This is a genomic window from uncultured Roseovarius sp. (assembly GCF_913057115.1).
In the GTDB taxonomy this organism is placed as follows: Bacteria; Pseudomonadota; Alphaproteobacteria; order Rhodobacterales; family Rhodobacteraceae; genus Roseovarius.
Genome location: NZ_CAJXNN010000002.1, coordinates 70599 through 86546, shown reverse-complemented (window position 1 = coordinate 86546; position 15948 = coordinate 70599). Strand labels below are relative to the sequence as shown.

Genomic DNA, 15948 nt, shown 5'->3' with positions numbered 1-15948 from the left:
TTTGTCGGTAATTCGGGATGGTCTTACCGCGCCATGAACACCGGCAGGTCGGTTTGTTCCAACATATCGCGCGTGGCCCCGCCAAACACCGCCTCGCGGAAGCGCGAGTGGCCATAGGCCCCCATGACCAGCATATCGGCGTTCATGTCGTCGGCATGGCGCAGCAGGACGTCGGACACGCGCGGCAGGGTCTTCGACAGCACGTCGATTTCCACCTTCGCGCCGTGCCGTGCCAGGTATTGCGAGACCAGCCCGCCGGGGTCCGAGCGGTTGGGCCCGTGCTGCGGCGGGTCGATCACCACCACATGCACCGCGTCCGCCGCCGTGATAAGCGGCATCGCCGCGCGGATTGCGCTGAGCGCCTCGTTGCTTTCGTTCCAGCCGATCATTATCCGGCCCGGTGTGGGCTGTGGCTTTGTCTTGGGGGGCACGATCAGCGCCGGAGTATTGCCTTCGAAAAGCGCCGATTCGGTCACCGGTTCCAGTTCAGCGCCGCAGTTGTCGCCATAGGGACGCGGCAGCACGACCAAGTCCGAAAACCGCGCCCTTGCGGCCACATGACGGCCCAGATCGGCCAGTTGCGCGACACCGGTTTCGCTGGCCCAGCGGATGCCCGAGCCGTCGAGCAGTTTCTTGACTTTCGCCTCAAGCGCCTCTGATTCTTCATGCGCCCGGGTGATGGTTTCCTGCAAGACCACGGCGCTTGCCCCGGCGTAGTAATATCCCGTCTGGCTGCGATCGACGCCAAGGCACAGCACATCCAGATGCGCATCATGCGCGGTTGCCATGGCCATGGCCTGCGCCATGGTGTCGTCGACAAAGGCTTCATCGGTAACCACGGAGAACAGGCTGTTATACGTCATCGGGGTATCCTCATGTTTGGTTGCTGCTCCTACGCTAATCGCCTTCGCATGGATTCCGCTTTGATGCGCATCAAGAAATGTGCCACCCGTTATTGATGCAGATCAAGGCAACGTCTTGGCACGCGCAGCATTAACGCAGCAGTCTAAACGCGCCCGCGCGACGAAGTTCGAATCGCGCGGTAAGAGACGAAGGGACGCAACATGACGAACTACATCAAGCTGATCGTGCTTGGCCTCATCACGCTTTTCGCGTTGATTGCCGCCAATTTCGCGCGCGATCTGGCCTATCTGGTCAATGCGCTGACGGTGGCGCTGGCCGCTGGTGGCCTATTTATTTGGGTTTTGCGCAATACGGATGAGCCCGTACCGAACGTGGACCTGTCCGGCGAATATATGGATGGCGTCGTGCGCGCCGGCGTGATCGCGACCGCCCTTTGGGGCGTTGTCGGCTTTCTGGCCGGGACGTTCATCGCCTTCCAACTGGCCTTTCCGCAGCTCAACTTCGAGTGGGCGCAGGGCTACATGAACTTCGGTCGGTTGCGGCCCTTGCACACCTCGGCGGTGATTTTCGCGTTTGGGGGCAATGCCCTGATCGCGACGTCCTTCTACGTGGTGCAACGCACATCGGCAGCCCGCCTTTGGGGCGGCAATCTTGCGTGGTTCGTCTTCTGGGGTTTCCAACTGGTGATCGTCCTTGCCGCCACCGGCTATCTTCTGGGCGCGACCCAGTCGAAAGAATACGCCGAGCCGGAATGGTACGTTGACTGGTGGCTGACCATCGTCTGGGTTGCCTACCTGGCCGTGTTCCTTGGCACCATCGTCAAGCGGAAAGAGCCGCATATCTATGTGGCCAACTGGTTCTACCTGTCGTTCATCATCACCGTGGCCATGTTGCACGTGGTGAACAACCTGAGCATTCCGGTCTCCATCTGGGGCTCCAAATCGGTTCAGGTCTTCTCGGGCGTGCAGGATGCCATGACGCAATGGTGGTACGGCCACAACGCCGTGGGCTTCTTCCTGACCGCCGGTTTCCTTGGCATGATGTATTACTTCGTGCCGAAACAGGCCGAACGCCCCGTGTTCAGCTACAAACTGTCGATCATCCACTTCTGGGCGCTGATCTTCATCTATATCTGGGCCGGTCCGCACCACCTGCATTATACGGCGCTGCCCGACTGGGCCTCGACGCTGGGCATGGTGTTCTCGATCGTTCTGTGGATGCCCTCCTGGGGTGGCATGATCAACGGCCTGATGACGCTTTCGGGTGCATGGGACAAACTGCGCACCGATCCGATCATCCGCATGATGGTGATCTCGATCGGCTTTTACGGCATGTCGACTTTTGAGGGTCCGATGATGTCGATCCGCGCGGTGAACTCGCTGTCGCACTACACCGACTGGACCATTGGCCACGTCCACTCTGGCGCGCTTGGCTGGAACGGCATGATCACCTTCGGTGCTCTGTACTTCCTCGTGCCCAAGCTGTGGAACAAGGAACGTCTTTACAGCCTGAGCATGGTCAGCTGGCACTTCTGGCTCGCGACCATTGGCATCATCCTCTACGCCGCCTCCATGTGGGTGACCGGCATCATGGAGGGCCTGATGTGGCGCGAAGTGGATGCAAACGGCTTCCTCGTGAACTCCTTCGCCGACACCGTGGACGCCAAGCTGCCCATGTACATCGTACGTGGTCTGGGCGGGGTGCTCTATGTCGCTGGTGGCATCATCATGTGCTACAACCTTTACATGACCGTAAGACGGAGCCCGGCTGTCGAAGCCAACAACTCCGTTGTCCCGGCCGAATAAGAGGAGGGACCGATCAATGGGAATTCTCGACAAACACACGATCCTTGAGAAGAACGTTACGCTTCTTTCGATCTTTGCCTTCCTCGTTGTCACCATCGGCGGCATCGTACAGATCGCACCCCTGTTCTGGTTGGAGAACACCATCGAGGATGTAGAGGGCATGCGCCCCTACACCCCGCTGGAACTGACCGGGCGCGATATCTACATCCGTGAGGGTTGCTATGTGTGCCACAGCCAGATGATCCGCCCCATGCGGGACGAGGTCGAACGTTATGGTCACTACAGCCTCGCCGCGGAATCGCAGTACGATCACCCGTTCCAGTGGGGCTCCAAGCGGACAGGGCCCGACCTTGCCCGCGTCGGTGGCCGCTATTCGGACGAGTGGCACGTCGACCACCTGCGCGATCCGCAATCGGTGGTGCCGGAATCGGTGATGCCCAAGTATGGTTATCTCGAAGACCGGATGATCGAAGGCACCTATATCGCGGACTTGCTGTCGACACATGCCCTTGTGGGTGTGCCCTACAGCGACGAGATGATCGAAAACGCGCAGGCTGACTTTGCCGTGCAGACCGATCCATTCGGTGACACCGACGGGTTGTTCGAACGCTACGGCGAAAACGTGAACGTGCGCAACTTCGACGGGCAGCCGGGCATATCGGAAGCTGACGCGCTGATCGCGTATATGCAAATGCTGGGTACCTTGGTTGACTTCTCAACCTTCACCCCGGTGGCAAACCGCTAGGAAAAGGACAAGGACCAATGGAAACCTATTCCTTTCTTCGTCAGTTCGCCGACAGCTGGATGCTTCTGTTTCTCTTTGTGTTCTTCATCGGTGTGGTGATCTGGGTCTTCCGACCCGGATCCACCAAGACCTATGATAACCCATCGAACATCCCCTTCCGGCACGAGGACAAGCCCGCCACGGGCGAGGACGCTGACGCCGAAGACAATTCCGCCAAGCGCGGTGAAGCCGACGCCAAGGAGGCGTGAACGACATGGCAAAAAATCCAAAACAGCAAAAACAGGAACCGGATACCACCGGCCACGAATGGGACGGCATTCAGGAGTATAACAACCCCCTGCCGCGCTGGTGGCTGTGGATCTTCTACGCCACGATCGTCTGGGGCATCTGGTACACCATCGCCTATCCGGCCTGGCCCGGTATCAAGGATGCCACCTCGGGCTACCTTGGCTGGTCGACCCGCGCCAACGTGGCGCAGGACATCGCCGAGGCCGAAGCCGCCAATGCCGCGATCAACGAAAAACTCGCCTCGGTCGAGCTGGCCTCGATCGCTGGTGATGAAGAACTGGCCACCTATGCCACCTCGGCGGGTGAGTCGATCTTCATGACGTGGTGTGCGCAGTGTCACGGCTCGGGCGCGGCTGGCGCCAAGGGCTATCCCAACCTGCAAGACGATGCATGGCTTTGGGGCGGCACGATGGAGGACATCCATTACAGCGTCAAACACGGCATCCGGAACGAAGACGACCCCGATGCGCGTTACTCGGAAATGCCCGCCTTTGGCGAGCTTCTGGACGAGGCGCAGGTTGAACAGGTGGTCAACTACGTGATGTCGCTGTCGCCTGCATACGAGCCGGTCGATGCGTCATTGGTCGAGGCGGGCCAGACTGTCTATCTGGACAACTGTGCCGCTTGTCACGGCGACAACGGGATGGGCGATATCTACCAAGGCGCGCCGAACCTTGCCGATGCCATCTGGCTTTATGGTGGGGATTACGACGCGGTGAAATACACGGTGGTCAACTCGCGCTTTGGCGTGATGCCCCCGATGGGTGGTGCCGAACTCAGCGAGGCGGAAATCCGCGCTGTCACCACCTATGTCCACCAGTTGGGCGGCGGCGAATAAGCCCCGCCTGAAAAGAACACCCGCAGACGCATCGCGCCTGCGGGTTCGGCACCGGCCCTTCCGTCCTGTTCGCGCGTTTCCTGGAAGGCCGGTGCCACTTTTCTCCGCGAAATCACTGGCCTCTGTCAACGCCGCTCGGGCGTTTTTGGCGTTTTCCAACGGCCATGTGTCCAAGGCCAGTGCTGCCTGTGGCCGGCCATTGAGCCGGGGCGCTCAAGCGGGTCTGCCAAGCCTTCAGTCACGGCGGCGGCCCTCTGTGTGGGCGACGAGCTCGGCGCTGTCGCGGGTGTCGAAGGCGGGCCCCTTTTTCCAATGGCCCGGTGCGCCCCAATGTACGCGGTGATCGGTCCGAGTGGCAGTATTGAAAGATTTTGCGAAAATACCAAGCATGGTTTGTCCTTTCCTCTGTGCGTTTCCTGCCTTTATTTATGGCTACTGACTGCGCATAATGCGACTCAGGAAAAATTTTGAGATGTAAGGAAAACTGACACTTGGATTGGCTGAACCTGCCGCCCCTGACCGCGCTTCGCGCCTTTGCCGCCTTGGCCGAGACAGGCTCGGCCAGTGCCGCGGGTGCGGCTCTGAACGTCAGCCACGCGGCGATCAGCCAGCAGATCAAAACGCTTGAAGGGCATATGGGGCTGACGCTGGTGGATCGGTCGGGGCGCAGTCTGGCCCTGACGCCCGAGGGGCGGCAACTGGCCGAGGCGCTAACAAGCGGGTTCGGCGGCATTGCCCGCACCATAGAGGCGCTGACCGGGGCTGATGCGGGGCGTGCGCTGCAAATCTCGACCACGCCCAGTTTCGCGGCGCATTGGCTGATGCCGCGGCTGGCCGCATTCCGGCAGGCGCATCCCGGCACCGACATCATGATCGACCCGACACCGCAGATGGTCACGCTTGAGCCCGGCGGGATCGACATTGCCATTCGCCATGGCAGCGGGGATTGGCCGGGTCTTGATGCGCATCTGTTGTTCAAGTCGCCTATCGTGGCGGTGGCCGCCCCCGGCCTTGTCGAGGGCAAGGAGATATCGGAACCTGCCGATCTCGTCGGCCTGCCATGGTTGCAGGAGTACGGAACGAATGAGTCCTCGGATTGGCTGCGGTCCCAAGGCGTTACCGCAGACCGCGAAGGCGGTTTGACGCAAGTTCCGGGGAACCTGCTTCTGGATGGGCTGCGCAATGGCTATGGCGTGGCGGTGACCGTGCATGAATGGGTGTGCCGGGACATTGCCGCCGGCCGGTTGCTGGAACTCTTCCGCGAAAAGGAAGGCGCCGGATACTACATCGTTTCGCGCAAAGGCCCACTGCGCCCGCGCGCCAAAGCCTTTGCCAATTGGCTGCGGCGCGAGGCGCGAAATGCCGCACGCGATTTGGCGCAGGAATGAATAGATCACTTTCAGAGTCAGAATTTGACCCAAATCAAGGCTGGCCAGCCCCGCGCCTGAAAGAACAGCCTAGAACAAGAACGCGAACATCGGAGTGATTCCGTGGCCGACACCCAACCCGACACACCCCCAAGCCTTTATGCCGCCAGGGAGCCTGTCTTTCCAAAGAAGGTTTACGGCAAATTCCGCAATCTCAAGTGGATCATCATGGCGGTCACGCTGGGCATCTATTACCTGACGCCCTGGATTCGCTGGGACCGGGGGCCAAGCCTGCCGGATCAGGCGGTGTTGATCGACCTTGCCAACCGCCGCTTCTATTTCTTCTGGATCGAGATTTGGCCGCATGAGTTTTACTTCATCGCCGGTTTGCTTGTCATGGCCGGGCTGGGCCTGTTCCTGTTTACCTCGGCCTTGGGCCGCGTGTGGTGCGGTTATGCATGCCCACAGACGGTTTGGACCGACCTTTTCATTCTGGTGGAGCGCTGGATCGAAGGCGACCGCAACGCGCGCCTGCGGCTGCATCGGCAGAAAAAGCTGGATGCGCGCAAGGTGCGCCTGCGCCTGACCAAGTGGATCACGTGGTTGTTGATCGCGGCGGCGACGGGCGGCGCTTGGGTGTTTTATTTCGCCGATGCTCCAACGCTTTTGGTAGATCTGTTCACGCTGAACGCCCACCCGATTGCCTATACCACCGTCGCCATCCTGACCGGCACCACCTTCTTTTTCGGCGGGATCGCGCGGGAGCAGGTTTGCATCTATGCCTGCCCGTGGCCGCGCATTCAGGCGGCGATGATGGACGAAGACACCCTGACCGTCGGTTACCGCGAATGGCGTGGTGAGCCGCGCAAGAACTCAGAAGAGGTCAAGGCCGGGGCCGAACAGGGCGATTGCATTGATTGCATGGCCTGCGTCAACGTCTGCCCGGTGGGCATCGACATCCGCGACGGGCAACAGCTTGAGTGTATCACCTGTGCGCTTTGTATCGACGCCTGCGATGACATCATGGCCAAGATCGGCAAGCCCCGCGGCTTGATCGACTACATGGCGCTGACCGATGAAGTGTCCGAGCGCGCGGGCGGTGAGCCGAAACCGATCATCAAGCATATCCTGCGCCCCCGGACGATCCTGTATACCTCGCTTTGGTCGCTGGTCGGGGTCGGCCTGATCTTTGCGCTTTTCATCCGGTCTGATATCGACATGACAGTGGCCCCGGTGCGTAACCCGACCTTCGTGACCATGTCCGATGGCTCGATCCGCAACGCCTATGAGGTGCGCCTGCGCAACAAGCATGGCGAGGATCGCCCCTTCCGCCTTTCGGTCAAGGGTGAGGATCCGTCGATCCGCCTGCAACTGGAGGGAACGCCCTATGCCACCGTGGATGTCCCCGCGGACTCCACCAAACTGCAACGTGTCTACCTCATTGCGCCGCCTTCCTCGGACGCTGCCGAGGATGAGCGCACCGAGGTCCGCCTCTGGGTCGAGGATATCGCCAATGGCGAACGCGCTTACGAAGATACATTCTTTAACGGGAGGTCCAACTGATGGCCGAACGCAAACTCACCGGCAAACATGTGCTCTTTGGCTTTGTCGCCGCTTTCACCGTGATTATCGGGGTCAATCTCGTGCTGGCCTATTCCGCGGTCAAAACCTTCCCCGGGTTGGAGGTTAAGAATTCCTATGTGGCCAGCCAGACGTTCGATGATCGCAAGGCAGCGCAGGAGGCGCTTGGTTGGCAGATTAGCGCACACCACAAGGCGGGTATCCTAACGCTTGGCATCACCGACCCGCAGGGTGCCCCCGTCGAAGTGGCCGACCTCAAAGCCACGGTAGGCCGCGCGACCCATGTGAAAGATGACGTTACGCCCGAGTTCATTTTCAATGGCTCGGCCTATGTGGCACCGGTGGAACTGGGCGATGGAAACTGGAACATTCGCATGATCGCGCTGGCCGATGACGGGACCGAGTTCAAACAGCGGGTCGTGCTGATCAAGGACTGATGTGATGACCGCCACCATGCGCTCCAACACCTCGGCTTGCCCGGCCTGTGCCGCCGCCCCGGCGGCGGAATCGCTGGCCGAGGTCGACCGGACCCCGGCCCAGATCGCCCTGTCGCTGCCGGGGATTCATTGCTCGGCCTGTATCACCAAGATCGAGAAGGCGCTGAATGCGCATCCGGCGGTCACATCCGCTCGGGTGAACCTGACCCTCAAGCGCGCCAGCATCGAGGCCGAGCCGGATGTCACCGCTCAAGAGATGAAGCATTTGGTCGAAGGGCTGGGATACGAGGCGCATGAGCTGGACGCCGGCACATTGAATGCCACGGCAACCGACAAGGCGGGCCGCGACCTGTTGATGCGGCTGGCGGTGGCGGGCTTTGCCTCGATGAACGTCATGCTTTTGTCGGTGTCGGTCTGGTCCGGCGCGGCGGATGCCACGCGCGACCTGTTCCACTGGATTTCCGCGGCCATTGCCCTGCCGACCATCGCCTTTTCCGGGCAGCCGTTTTTCCGCAACGCATGGGCGGCGCTGTCCAACCGACAACTCAACATGGATGTGCCGATCACGCTGGCCATCCTGCTGGCGATCATCACCTCGCTCTGGGAAACCTCGCTCTCGGGCAAGCACGCCTATTTCGATGCGGCTCTGGCGCTGACCTTCTTCTTGCTGGCAGGCCGCTACCTTGACCACCGCACGCGCGCGATTGCCCGCTCGGCGGCGGAGGAACTGACCGCGCTTGAGGTGCCACGCGCCACGCGCGTGCGCGAGGACGGCAGCGAGGAAGTGGTGAACGTGGCAGATCTGGCCGTGGGGGATTTGATCCTCGTACGCCCCGGCGCACGCATGCCCGTGGATGGCGAGATCACCCAAGGCACGTCCGAGTTGGACCGCTCGCTTCTGACGGGCGAAACCTTGCCGGTCTTTGCCGAAGTGGGGCAGGGGGTTTCGGCAGGGGAGGTGAACCTGACCGGGCCGCTGACCATTCGCGCCAGTGCCGTGGGGCAAGACACTTCGCTTCATCAAATGGCCGATCTGGTGGCCATCGCGGAATCCGGCCGCTCGCGCTATACCTCTCTGGCTGACAAGGCGGCGAAGCTCTATGCGCCCGGCGTGCATATCCTCTCGGCTTTGGCCTTCGTGGGCTGGTACCTTTACACCTTCGATCTGCGCACGGCGCTCAATATTGCCGCCGCCGTTCTGATCATCACTTGCCCCTGTGCGCTGGGCCTTGCGGTACCGGCGGTGACAACCGCCGCCTCGGGGCGGCTGTTCCGGCGGGGGATGCTGATCAAGCATGAAACCGCGCTGGAGCGTTTGGCGCAGGTGGATACGGTGGTCTTCGACAAGACCGGTACGTTGACGGCGGGCACACCCGAACTCACCAATCTGGCCGATCTGCCACGCCGTGACGTGGAACTGGCGCTGGCACTGGCCGAAGGGTCATCGCACCCACTCGCACAGGCCATCACCCGCGCCGCCCGTGATGCAGGCTTTGCCCCGGCGCAAGTCACGGATGTGACCGAGGTGCCGGGCTATGGCACCAAGGGGATGCTGAACGGGCAAGAGGTCCGCCTTGGCCGGGCCAGCTGGACCGGGGCGCAGGGGCGCGCGGAAACCGCGACCTTCCTGCAACGGGGTGAGGCCGCGCCGGTGGGGTTCACCTTTACCGACCGCCTGCGCGAGGGTGCCGAGGAGGCGGTGAAGGCTCTGCTCGACAGCGGCAAGCAGGTGTACCTGATGTCCGGCGATACCACCCCGGCGGTTGAGGCCTTGGCCAAGCGCCTTGGCATCACCCACTGGATGGCCGAAGCGCTGCCCGCCGACAAGGCGGGCCGTATTCAGGCGATGAGCGACGAGGGCAAACATGTGCTGATGGTGGGCGATGGGTTGAATGACACCGCCGCACTGGCCGCCGCACATGTCTCGATCTCGCCGGCCACGGCGCTGGATGCAGCAAGGGTCGCCTCGGATATCGTGCTCTTGGGGGGCGACCTCTCGCCGATTGCAGCAGCCTGCGACACGGCCCGCGCCGCCACCCGGCGCATCCGCGAAAATTTCCGCATCGCCACGGTTTACAACGTGATCGCCGTGCCCTTGGCGGTGGCGGGACTATGCTCACCGCTGATCGCGGCCTTGGCCATGTCGGCCAGTTCGATTACCGTGTCGCTCAATGCCCTGCGCCTGAGGTGACCCGATGACCATTCTCGCCTATCTCATTCCGATCTCGCTGTTTCTGGGGGGCTTGGGCCTTGCCTTCTTCGTCTATACGGTCAAAAGCAACCAGTACGACGACCCCGAGGGCGACGCGCGGCGCATTCTCAGCGACGAGTATGACGATCACCCCAAGCGCTAACCATTGGACGGTCTAAGGGGGCGCTGCCCCCGTCGCCCTTTGGGCGACTCCCCCGGGATATTTTTGAACAGAAGAAGACGCGGAGTTCGCAACCCCGCGCCCGAGACCCCAAAAAGGGCCTTCTCCTGTTACGGCCATCGGCATCCCTGCCTGTGCCGCCAACCGAGAATATCCGGCCAGGGTTAAGGATCCCTTACTTCTTCTGTTTATAAATATCCTGGGGGTGAGGCCGTAGGCCGAGGGGGCAAAGCCCCCTAAAGTGCCTCTTCCGCCTCAGGCACCGCCGCCGGGTTCTATCATGAAACAAGTGATTTGCTTTGCCTGCAAGCGGCGGCAGGCCAGATCGGCGGTTTCGCGGCTCAATCCCATGAAGTTCGCATCGAACCCGGAACGCCGTTTGACCACCTTGCGCAACGATCCGTCCAGCGTGCTCATCTCGTTCAGGGCGGTTTTCAACAGCACCTTGCGTGCTTTGTATTGGCTGGGATAGCGGCCCACGTTGATGCCCCAATTGCGCCCGCCCGAGGTGGAGATGCGGGTGACGACCTCTTGCACAGGGTCTTCGGCGGGCTCTTGTACGCTGGCCAGCACGAGATCCTCTGGGCGCGCTTCGGGGTTCACTTTTGGCAGTGCGGCGGTTGCCACGTCTTGCGACTCTTCCTGCACGGCGGCCAGATCGGCGGCCTGCGCGGCCTTGATCGCCTTTTCGATATCGTCCCTGGCGGCGATTGCCACCGGGACGGTCTCCGGCACCGGGCGGGCCTGCGGGCGCAGGCTTTTCTTCACGGCCGCCGCAGTGACAAGGCGAACTCTCTTGCCAAAGCCGCCCGGCGTGCCATCGCGCACCTTGCCCATGTAAGCCGGGCGGCGAGGTTTGTGCACGGCCACGCGGCTGGGCGCGCGGCGGAACCCAAGGTCCAGCAATTCGGCCACCTTGGCATTGCGCGACGCGGTGGAGCGCCCGCCAAACACCGTCGCAATAATCCGTTCGCCGCCGCGCTCGGCGCTGGCGGTCAGGTTGAAACCGGCGGCCCGGGTGTAGCCCGTCTTGATCCCGTCGGCGCCGCGATAGTTGCGCAGGAGGCGGCGGTTGGTGTGATAGACCTTCTTCACCCCGGCATTCGCCGAAATCCGCGAGAAAAGATTGTAATACTCCGGGTAGTCGTAAAACACATGGCGGCCCAGAAGGGTCATGTCCCGCGCGGTCGACAGGTGGCCGCTTTCGGTCAGGCCATGCGCGTTCTTGAAGGTGGTGCGCGTCATGCCCATGGCCTTGGCGGTGCGGTTCATGCGACGGGCGAATTTCGCTTCCGAGCCCTCGATCGCTTCCCCGATGGCTGTCGCCGCGTCATTGGCCGATTTGATCGCGGCAGCACGCAAAAGATAGCGCAGGCGGATCGTTTGCCCGGCGCGCAGGCCCAGCTTGCTGGGCGGTTCGCTCGCGGCGTGCTTTGAGATGCGCACCGGCGTATCAAGTCCGATCTCGCCATTCTCGACCGCTTCGAAGGCGACATAAAGCGTCATCATCTTTGTCAGGGAGGCAGGATGCAATCGCGTGTCGGCATTGCGGGAGTGCAAGACCTCACCGCTCCGGGCATCCATCACCAGTGCTGCATAGGGGGCCGCCGCCGCGCTCAGCGGGACGATGATCAACATCCAGATCGTCGCCAGGGCCACCAAACCCCAACGGATCGGCTGACTGCTCCGAGCCTTCATGGAACTACTCTTTTTCTGCCTCGTTCGCCGCCGGTTATCCGACTGACTTAAATTTATTGCCGTAAGCGTAGCACAGCCGCCAAACTGTTTAAAGTACTCATTTAACTGGAAATTCTTGGTACCTGCGCTGCCAGCTATCAACATCTTGTGTGACGCACCTCATTCGCCGCAACACTGGCGATTGCGGCAAGAATGTGGCGGCTCTGCGTGGTTAAACCTCAGCCTTCGATACCTGCCGTTTCGGCCACGGCGTGCATCAATACCTCGGCCCCGGCACGCGCCCAATCGCGGGTGATCTCCTCGGCCTCGTTGTGCGACAACCCGCCAACGCAGGGGCACATCACCATGGCGGTGGGGGCCACCCGGTTGATCCAGCAGGCATCGTGACCTGCGCCCGAGATGATATCGCGGTGACTGTACCCGAGGCGTTCGGCGGCGGCGCGCAGGGCCGAGACGCACTCGGGATCGAAGGTGACCGGATCGAAACCGCCCACGGTTTCGAAACTGACCTCGACGCCCATGCTCTCGCAAATCTCGCGCGCCTCGGATTTCATCTGCGTCACCATCGCCTCAAGCACATCAAGATCGGGGGAGCGTTGATCGACGGTGAAGACCACATTGCCGGGGATCACGTTGCGCGAATTGGGGGCCACTTCGATATGGCCGACCGAGCCCACGGCGCGCGGGGCGTTATCCAGTGCGATGCGTTCCACCCGGTCGATGATCCGCGCCATGGCAAGCCCCGCGTCGTGGCGCAGGTGCATGGGCGTGGTGCCGGTGTGGCTGTCCTTGCCGGTCAGGGTCACTTCGGTCCAGCGCAGGCCCTGGCCGTGGGTGACGATGCCGATGTCAATTCCTTCGGCCTCCAAAATCGGGCCTTGTTCGATGTGCAGCTCAAAGAAAGCATGCATCTTGCGCGCGCCCACGGTTTCGTCTCCGCGCCAGCCGATGCGGTCCAGCTCATCGCCGAAACGCTTGCCCTCGGCATCGACGCGATCCTCGGCCCAGTCTTGGGTATGCAGCCCGGCAAAGACGCCCGAGGCCAGCATGGCAGGGGCAAAGCGTGCGCCCTCCTCGTTGGTCCAGTTGACCACGACGATGGGCCGCTTGGTGCGGATATCCAGATCGTTGAGCGTGCGCAGAATCTCAAGCCCCGCCAGCACGCCAAGGATACCGTCGTATTTGCCGCCCGTCGGTTGGGTATCAAGGTGGGAGCCGACATAGACGGGCAGGGCGTCGGGGTCGGTGCCGTCGCGTTGGGCGAACATCGTCCCCATCTGGTCCAGCCCCATGGTGGCCCCCGCCGCCTCGCACCAGCTTTGGAAAAGGGCGCGGCCTTGGGCATCTTCATCGGTGAGGGTTTGGCGGTTGTTGCCGCCCGCCACCCCGGGGCCGACCTTGGCCATTTCCATCAGGCTGTCCCAAAGCCGTTCGGGGTTGATACGCAGATTTTCACCTGGGGCGGGCATGGCAGACTCCTTGTGTCGGGTGTTGGCTGCCATGCGGCCACAGCGGGCGGATGGGGTCAAGCCCGATGACGGGGTGGCGGAGTTTCGTACGACTCGTACGAACCCAATTCAGGGGGCTGCGATTTTCGTACGAAACTCACGTAGAAAACGTACGAGTCGTACGTTCTTCAAAACCCCGGCGTGCCGCGTTTTTCGGGGTGGTGGGCAAGGTACTTGCGCTTGATCTCTTCGCTGGTGTCGCGGCTTCCGTCATGGCTCCACCCCGGGGGCATGACGCAGTAATTCAACCGATCGCGCCATGTGATGCCCGGTTGCGTGGCATCCTTGAAAATGCCCACCCATTCGTGGAAGGCGACGCGGAGCGGGTTGAAGGTGCCAAGGTTGTGAACCAAGCCGTAATCGGGTTTTTCTTCTTCCAGTTCAGGCACATAGGTGCCAAAGAGCTTATCCCAGACAATGAAAACTCCGGCATAGTTCGCATCCAGATAACGCGCATTGCGGCCATGGTGGACCCGGTGATGCGAGGGGGTGTTCATCACCGCCTCGAACCATTTGGGCATTTTGCCGATGGCCTCAGTGTGAATCCAGAACTGGTAAATCAGGTTCAGCCCGCCGCAGAACAGCACCATGGCCGGGTGAAAGCCCAGCAAAATCAAGGGGCTACGCACGATCATCATGAAGGTAAAGGTGCCTGTCCACGTTTGGCGCAGGGCGGTTGTGAGATTGTAGTGCTGGCTGGAATGGTGGTTCACATGGCTGGCCCAGACCCATCTGATCCGGTGGCCAAAGCGATGCACCCAGTAGTAGCGCAGGTCATCCAGCACGAAACAGACCGCGATGACCCACCACGATGTGCCAAGGTCAAGCGGTGTAAGGGCCCATAATACCATGAAAAATCCGTAGGCGATGAAACCAAGCAGCAGTCCCGAAGCCACGTTACCCGCCCCCATGATAAGCGAGGTAACCGCGTCGCGGGTTTCGTACCGTCCGCCTTTGCCTTTCATGGCGATCCAAAGCACCTCGATCAGTATGGCGGCGATGAAGAAGGGCACGGCCCAACTAACGACATCGGGGAAGGTGATCTGGTCGGTCATGCGGGGTGCTCCATCAGGCTGGGCCATTGGTTGGCTTCCTCCGCGTCCAGTGTCAGGTGGATTCGCGGGGCGGTGTAATCGGGCAGGTCGATGCGTAAGCCTTTGCCCGTGCGGGATATTTTCGCATCGGTTAGGTAACGCGCGGTGGTGTCGGCCCCCATGGGCCAGACCACGCCATGGCCTTTTTCGGTTTCGATCAGGGCGGCGTGGTGATCATGGCTCAGCACCACGCGCTTGGGCGGGTCGTCGGGGAATTCCTCGAGCCATGCCCGTTTTGCCGCCGCATCATCTGCCAAGGTAGCAGGCTTTGACCAGCCGATAAGATGCAAAAGCACCGCGATACCTGCGATGCCCAAAACCACCAATGGCAATAGAATGTGCAGCGGCATGGCTCCTCCCTTGCGGGATTAAGCCAAATCCGGGTCGTGGTTGTCAAAGCTGGCGTTGCGTCACTTGCGCGGGGCGGGGAAGGGGGCGCGGATGCGGCCCTCGCGCCATGCCAGAAGGCCCGCGCCGGTGAGGATGATGCAGGCCCCGAGGATTGAGATACCATCGGGCAGCACTTTGAAGACAGCAGCATCATAGAGCGCGGCAAAGACGAGGGCAGCATAGAAGAAGGGCGCGACGAAACTTGCATCGGCGCGGGCCATGGCGTTGACAAAACAGGCCTGCGCCCCGGCCATGAGCACCCCGATCCCGGCAAGGGCCGCCCATTGCGCCGGGGTCGGAGTTTGCCAGACGAAAGAGGCCGCGATGCCCGCGATACAGAGGCCTATGGCGTTGTTTATAAAGAGGATTTGAATGGGAGCTTCCCGGCCTGAGAGGCGCTTGATCAAGATAAGTTCAGCCCCAAGGCAGAGCGCCGAGCAGAGCGCCAACACCGCACCCAGTTCAATCGCCTCGCCACCCGGACGAGTGAGGATCGCGGCCCCGGCAAGGGCGATGATGGCAGCACTCCACCGTATGGGGCCAACCTTTTCGCCCAAAAGCGGAATGGCCAGAAGCATGCCGAACACCGGGTTGAGAAAGCTGATGGCGGTGGCATCCGACAAAGGAATAAAGGCCGCCGCCGCGAACATCAGCGTGACCCCACTCCACCCAAGGGCCGAGCGCCCGGCATGCAGGCCAAGGTGCGGGCGGGTGAACGTGGGGCGCAGGACCGCCACCGCGCAAGAGATGGCCATCAGGGCAAAGAGAAAGCGCCCAAAGCTGATTTGCAGAGCGTGCATGTCGGGGCCGAGAACGCCCGTGCCCAATGCCTTGGCAAGCAGGGTCGTTCCCGCCGCGAAAGCCGCGGCAAGAACAGTAAGGCCCGCGGCAAGCGCGGGGTTCTGGGCTTGGGGTGTGAACATGGGCTATGCAGTGATCTTTTTGCGCGCTTTGGACAAGC

At 61.7% G+C, this 15948-nt stretch carries 15 protein-coding genes; 9 read left to right on the top strand and 6 right to left on the bottom strand.

The window, feature by feature from the left end; all coding sequences use genetic code 11:
• Nucleotides 1-23 precede the first annotated feature (23 nt).
• Nucleotides 24-863: a universal stress protein gene (locus QZ498_RS01540; protein WP_294619530.1), complete on the bottom strand. Its 840-nt coding sequence runs from the start codon at nt 861-863 to the stop codon at nt 24-26.
• 201 nt (nt 864-1064) lie between these two features.
• Here QZ498_RS01540 and ccoN point away from each other — a divergent pair, with 201 nt between their 5' ends.
• The 9 genes from ccoN to ccoS all read left to right on the top strand — a co-directional run bounded on the left by ccoN (nt 1065) and on the right by ccoS (nt 10279).
• Nucleotides 1065-2669 (top strand): cytochrome-c oxidase, cbb3-type subunit I, encoded by a 1605-nt coding sequence (gene ccoN, locus QZ498_RS01535; RefSeq protein WP_294619528.1) that lies wholly within the window; start codon nt 1065-1067, stop codon nt 2667-2669.
• A 16-nt stretch (nt 2670-2685) separates the two neighbouring features.
• Nucleotides 2686-3414 carry a cytochrome-c oxidase, cbb3-type subunit II gene (gene ccoO / locus QZ498_RS01530; protein ID WP_294619526.1) on the top strand — a complete coding sequence of 243 codons (729 nt, stop codon included), beginning with the start codon at nt 2686-2688 and terminating at the stop codon, nt 3412-3414.
• A 17-nt stretch (nt 3415-3431) separates the two neighbouring features.
• On the top strand, nt 3432-3662 hold the full coding sequence (locus QZ498_RS01525; RefSeq protein WP_294619524.1) for a cbb3-type cytochrome c oxidase subunit 3: 231 nt from the start codon (nt 3432-3434) through the stop codon (nt 3660-3662).
• Nucleotides 3663-3667: 5 nt separating this feature from the next.
• Complete coding sequence (ccoP, locus tag QZ498_RS01520) at nt 3668-4540, top strand: cytochrome-c oxidase, cbb3-type subunit III (protein ID WP_294619522.1); 873 nt, start codon at nt 3668-3670, stop codon at nt 4538-4540.
• 491 nt (nt 4541-5031) lie between these two features.
• Nucleotides 5032-5928, top strand: coding sequence for a LysR family transcriptional regulator (locus tag QZ498_RS01515; protein ID WP_294619520.1), 897 nt, complete (start codon nt 5032-5034; stop codon nt 5926-5928).
• A gap of 102 nt (nt 5929-6030) precedes the next feature.
• On the top strand, nt 6031-7470 hold the full coding sequence (gene ccoG / locus QZ498_RS01510; RefSeq protein WP_294619518.1) for a cytochrome c oxidase accessory protein CcoG: 1440 nt from the start codon (nt 6031-6033) through the stop codon (nt 7468-7470).
• Nucleotides 7470-7925, top strand: coding sequence for a FixH family protein (locus QZ498_RS01505; RefSeq protein ID WP_294619517.1), 456 nt, complete (start codon nt 7470-7472; stop codon nt 7923-7925). Before ccoG ends, QZ498_RS01505 begins: the two co-directional genes overlap by 1 nt.
• A gap of 4 nt (nt 7926-7929) precedes the next feature.
• A complete protein-coding gene (locus QZ498_RS01500; protein WP_294619516.1) occupies nt 7930-10116 on the top strand; it encodes a heavy metal translocating P-type ATPase in 2187 nt (728 codons plus the stop codon).
• A gap of 4 nt (nt 10117-10120) precedes the next feature.
• A complete protein-coding gene (gene ccoS / locus QZ498_RS01495) occupies nt 10121-10279 on the top strand; it encodes a cbb3-type cytochrome oxidase assembly protein CcoS (protein WP_294619514.1) in 159 nt (52 codons plus the stop codon).
• A gap of 273 nt (nt 10280-10552) precedes the next feature.
• On the opposite strand, the gene QZ498_RS01490 is transcribed toward ccoS, so the two are convergent.
• The 5 genes from QZ498_RS01490 to QZ498_RS01470 all read right to left on the bottom strand — a co-directional run bounded on the left by QZ498_RS01490 (nt 10553) and on the right by QZ498_RS01470 (nt 15910).
• A complete protein-coding gene (locus QZ498_RS01490) occupies nt 10553-11995 on the bottom strand; it encodes a D-alanyl-D-alanine carboxypeptidase family protein (protein WP_294619512.1) in 1443 nt (480 codons plus the stop codon).
• Between the two features lie 218 nt (nt 11996-12213).
• Nucleotides 12214-13464, bottom strand: coding sequence for a Zn-dependent hydrolase (locus QZ498_RS01485; RefSeq protein WP_294619511.1), 1251 nt, complete (start codon nt 13462-13464; stop codon nt 12214-12216).
• 167 nt (nt 13465-13631) lie between these two features.
• A complete protein-coding gene (locus QZ498_RS01480) occupies nt 13632-14558 on the bottom strand; it encodes a sterol desaturase family protein (RefSeq protein WP_294619509.1) in 927 nt (308 codons plus the stop codon).
• Complete coding sequence (locus tag QZ498_RS01475) at nt 14555-14947, bottom strand: hypothetical protein (RefSeq protein WP_294619507.1); 393 nt, start codon at nt 14945-14947, stop codon at nt 14555-14557. Before QZ498_RS01475 ends, QZ498_RS01480 begins: the two co-directional genes overlap by 4 nt.
• A 60-nt stretch (nt 14948-15007) precedes the next feature.
• Complete coding sequence (locus QZ498_RS01470; protein ID WP_294619504.1) at nt 15008-15910, bottom strand: DMT family transporter; 903 nt, start codon at nt 15908-15910, stop codon at nt 15008-15010.
• Between the last annotated feature and the right edge of the window lie 38 nt (nt 15911-15948).

What these genes read in the sequence shown, in the direction of transcription:
- QZ498_RS01540 (WP_294619530.1), bottom strand. Translation starts at nt 863, where the DNA reads ATGACGTATAACAGCCTGTTCTCCGTGGTTACCGATGAAGCCTTTGTC.
- QZ498_RS01490 (WP_294619512.1), bottom strand. Translation starts at nt 11,995, where the DNA reads ATGAAGGCTCGGAGCAGTCAGCCGATCCGTTGGGGTTTGGTGGCCCTG.
- QZ498_RS01500 (WP_294619516.1), top strand. Translation starts at nt 7,930, where the DNA reads ATGACCGCCACCATGCGCTCCAACACCTCGGCTTGCCCGGCCTGTGCC.
- ccoN (WP_294619528.1), top strand. Translation starts at nt 1,065, where the DNA reads ATGACGAACTACATCAAGCTGATCGTGCTTGGCCTCATCACGCTTTTC.
- QZ498_RS01470 (WP_294619504.1), bottom strand. Translation starts at nt 15,910, where the DNA reads ATGTTCACACCCCAAGCCCAGAACCCCGCGCTTGCCGCGGGCCTTACT.
- QZ498_RS01480 (WP_294619509.1), bottom strand. Translation starts at nt 14,558, where the DNA reads ATGACCGACCAGATCACCTTCCCCGATGTCGTTAGTTGGGCCGTGCCC.
- ccoO (WP_294619526.1), top strand. Translation starts at nt 2,686, where the DNA reads ATGGGAATTCTCGACAAACACACGATCCTTGAGAAGAACGTTACGCTT.
- QZ498_RS01485 (WP_294619511.1), bottom strand. Translation starts at nt 13,464, where the DNA reads ATGCCCGCCCCAGGTGAAAATCTGCGTATCAACCCCGAACGGCTTTGG.
- QZ498_RS01525 (WP_294619524.1), top strand. Translation starts at nt 3,432, where the DNA reads ATGGAAACCTATTCCTTTCTTCGTCAGTTCGCCGACAGCTGGATGCTT.
- ccoP (WP_294619522.1), top strand. Translation starts at nt 3,668, where the DNA reads ATGGCAAAAAATCCAAAACAGCAAAAACAGGAACCGGATACCACCGGC.
- QZ498_RS01475 (WP_294619507.1), bottom strand. Translation starts at nt 14,947, where the DNA reads ATGCCGCTGCACATTCTATTGCCATTGGTGGTTTTGGGCATCGCAGGT.
- QZ498_RS01505 (WP_294619517.1), top strand. Translation starts at nt 7,470, where the DNA reads ATGGCCGAACGCAAACTCACCGGCAAACATGTGCTCTTTGGCTTTGTC.
- ccoS (WP_294619514.1), top strand. Translation starts at nt 10,121, where the DNA reads ATGACCATTCTCGCCTATCTCATTCCGATCTCGCTGTTTCTGGGGGGC.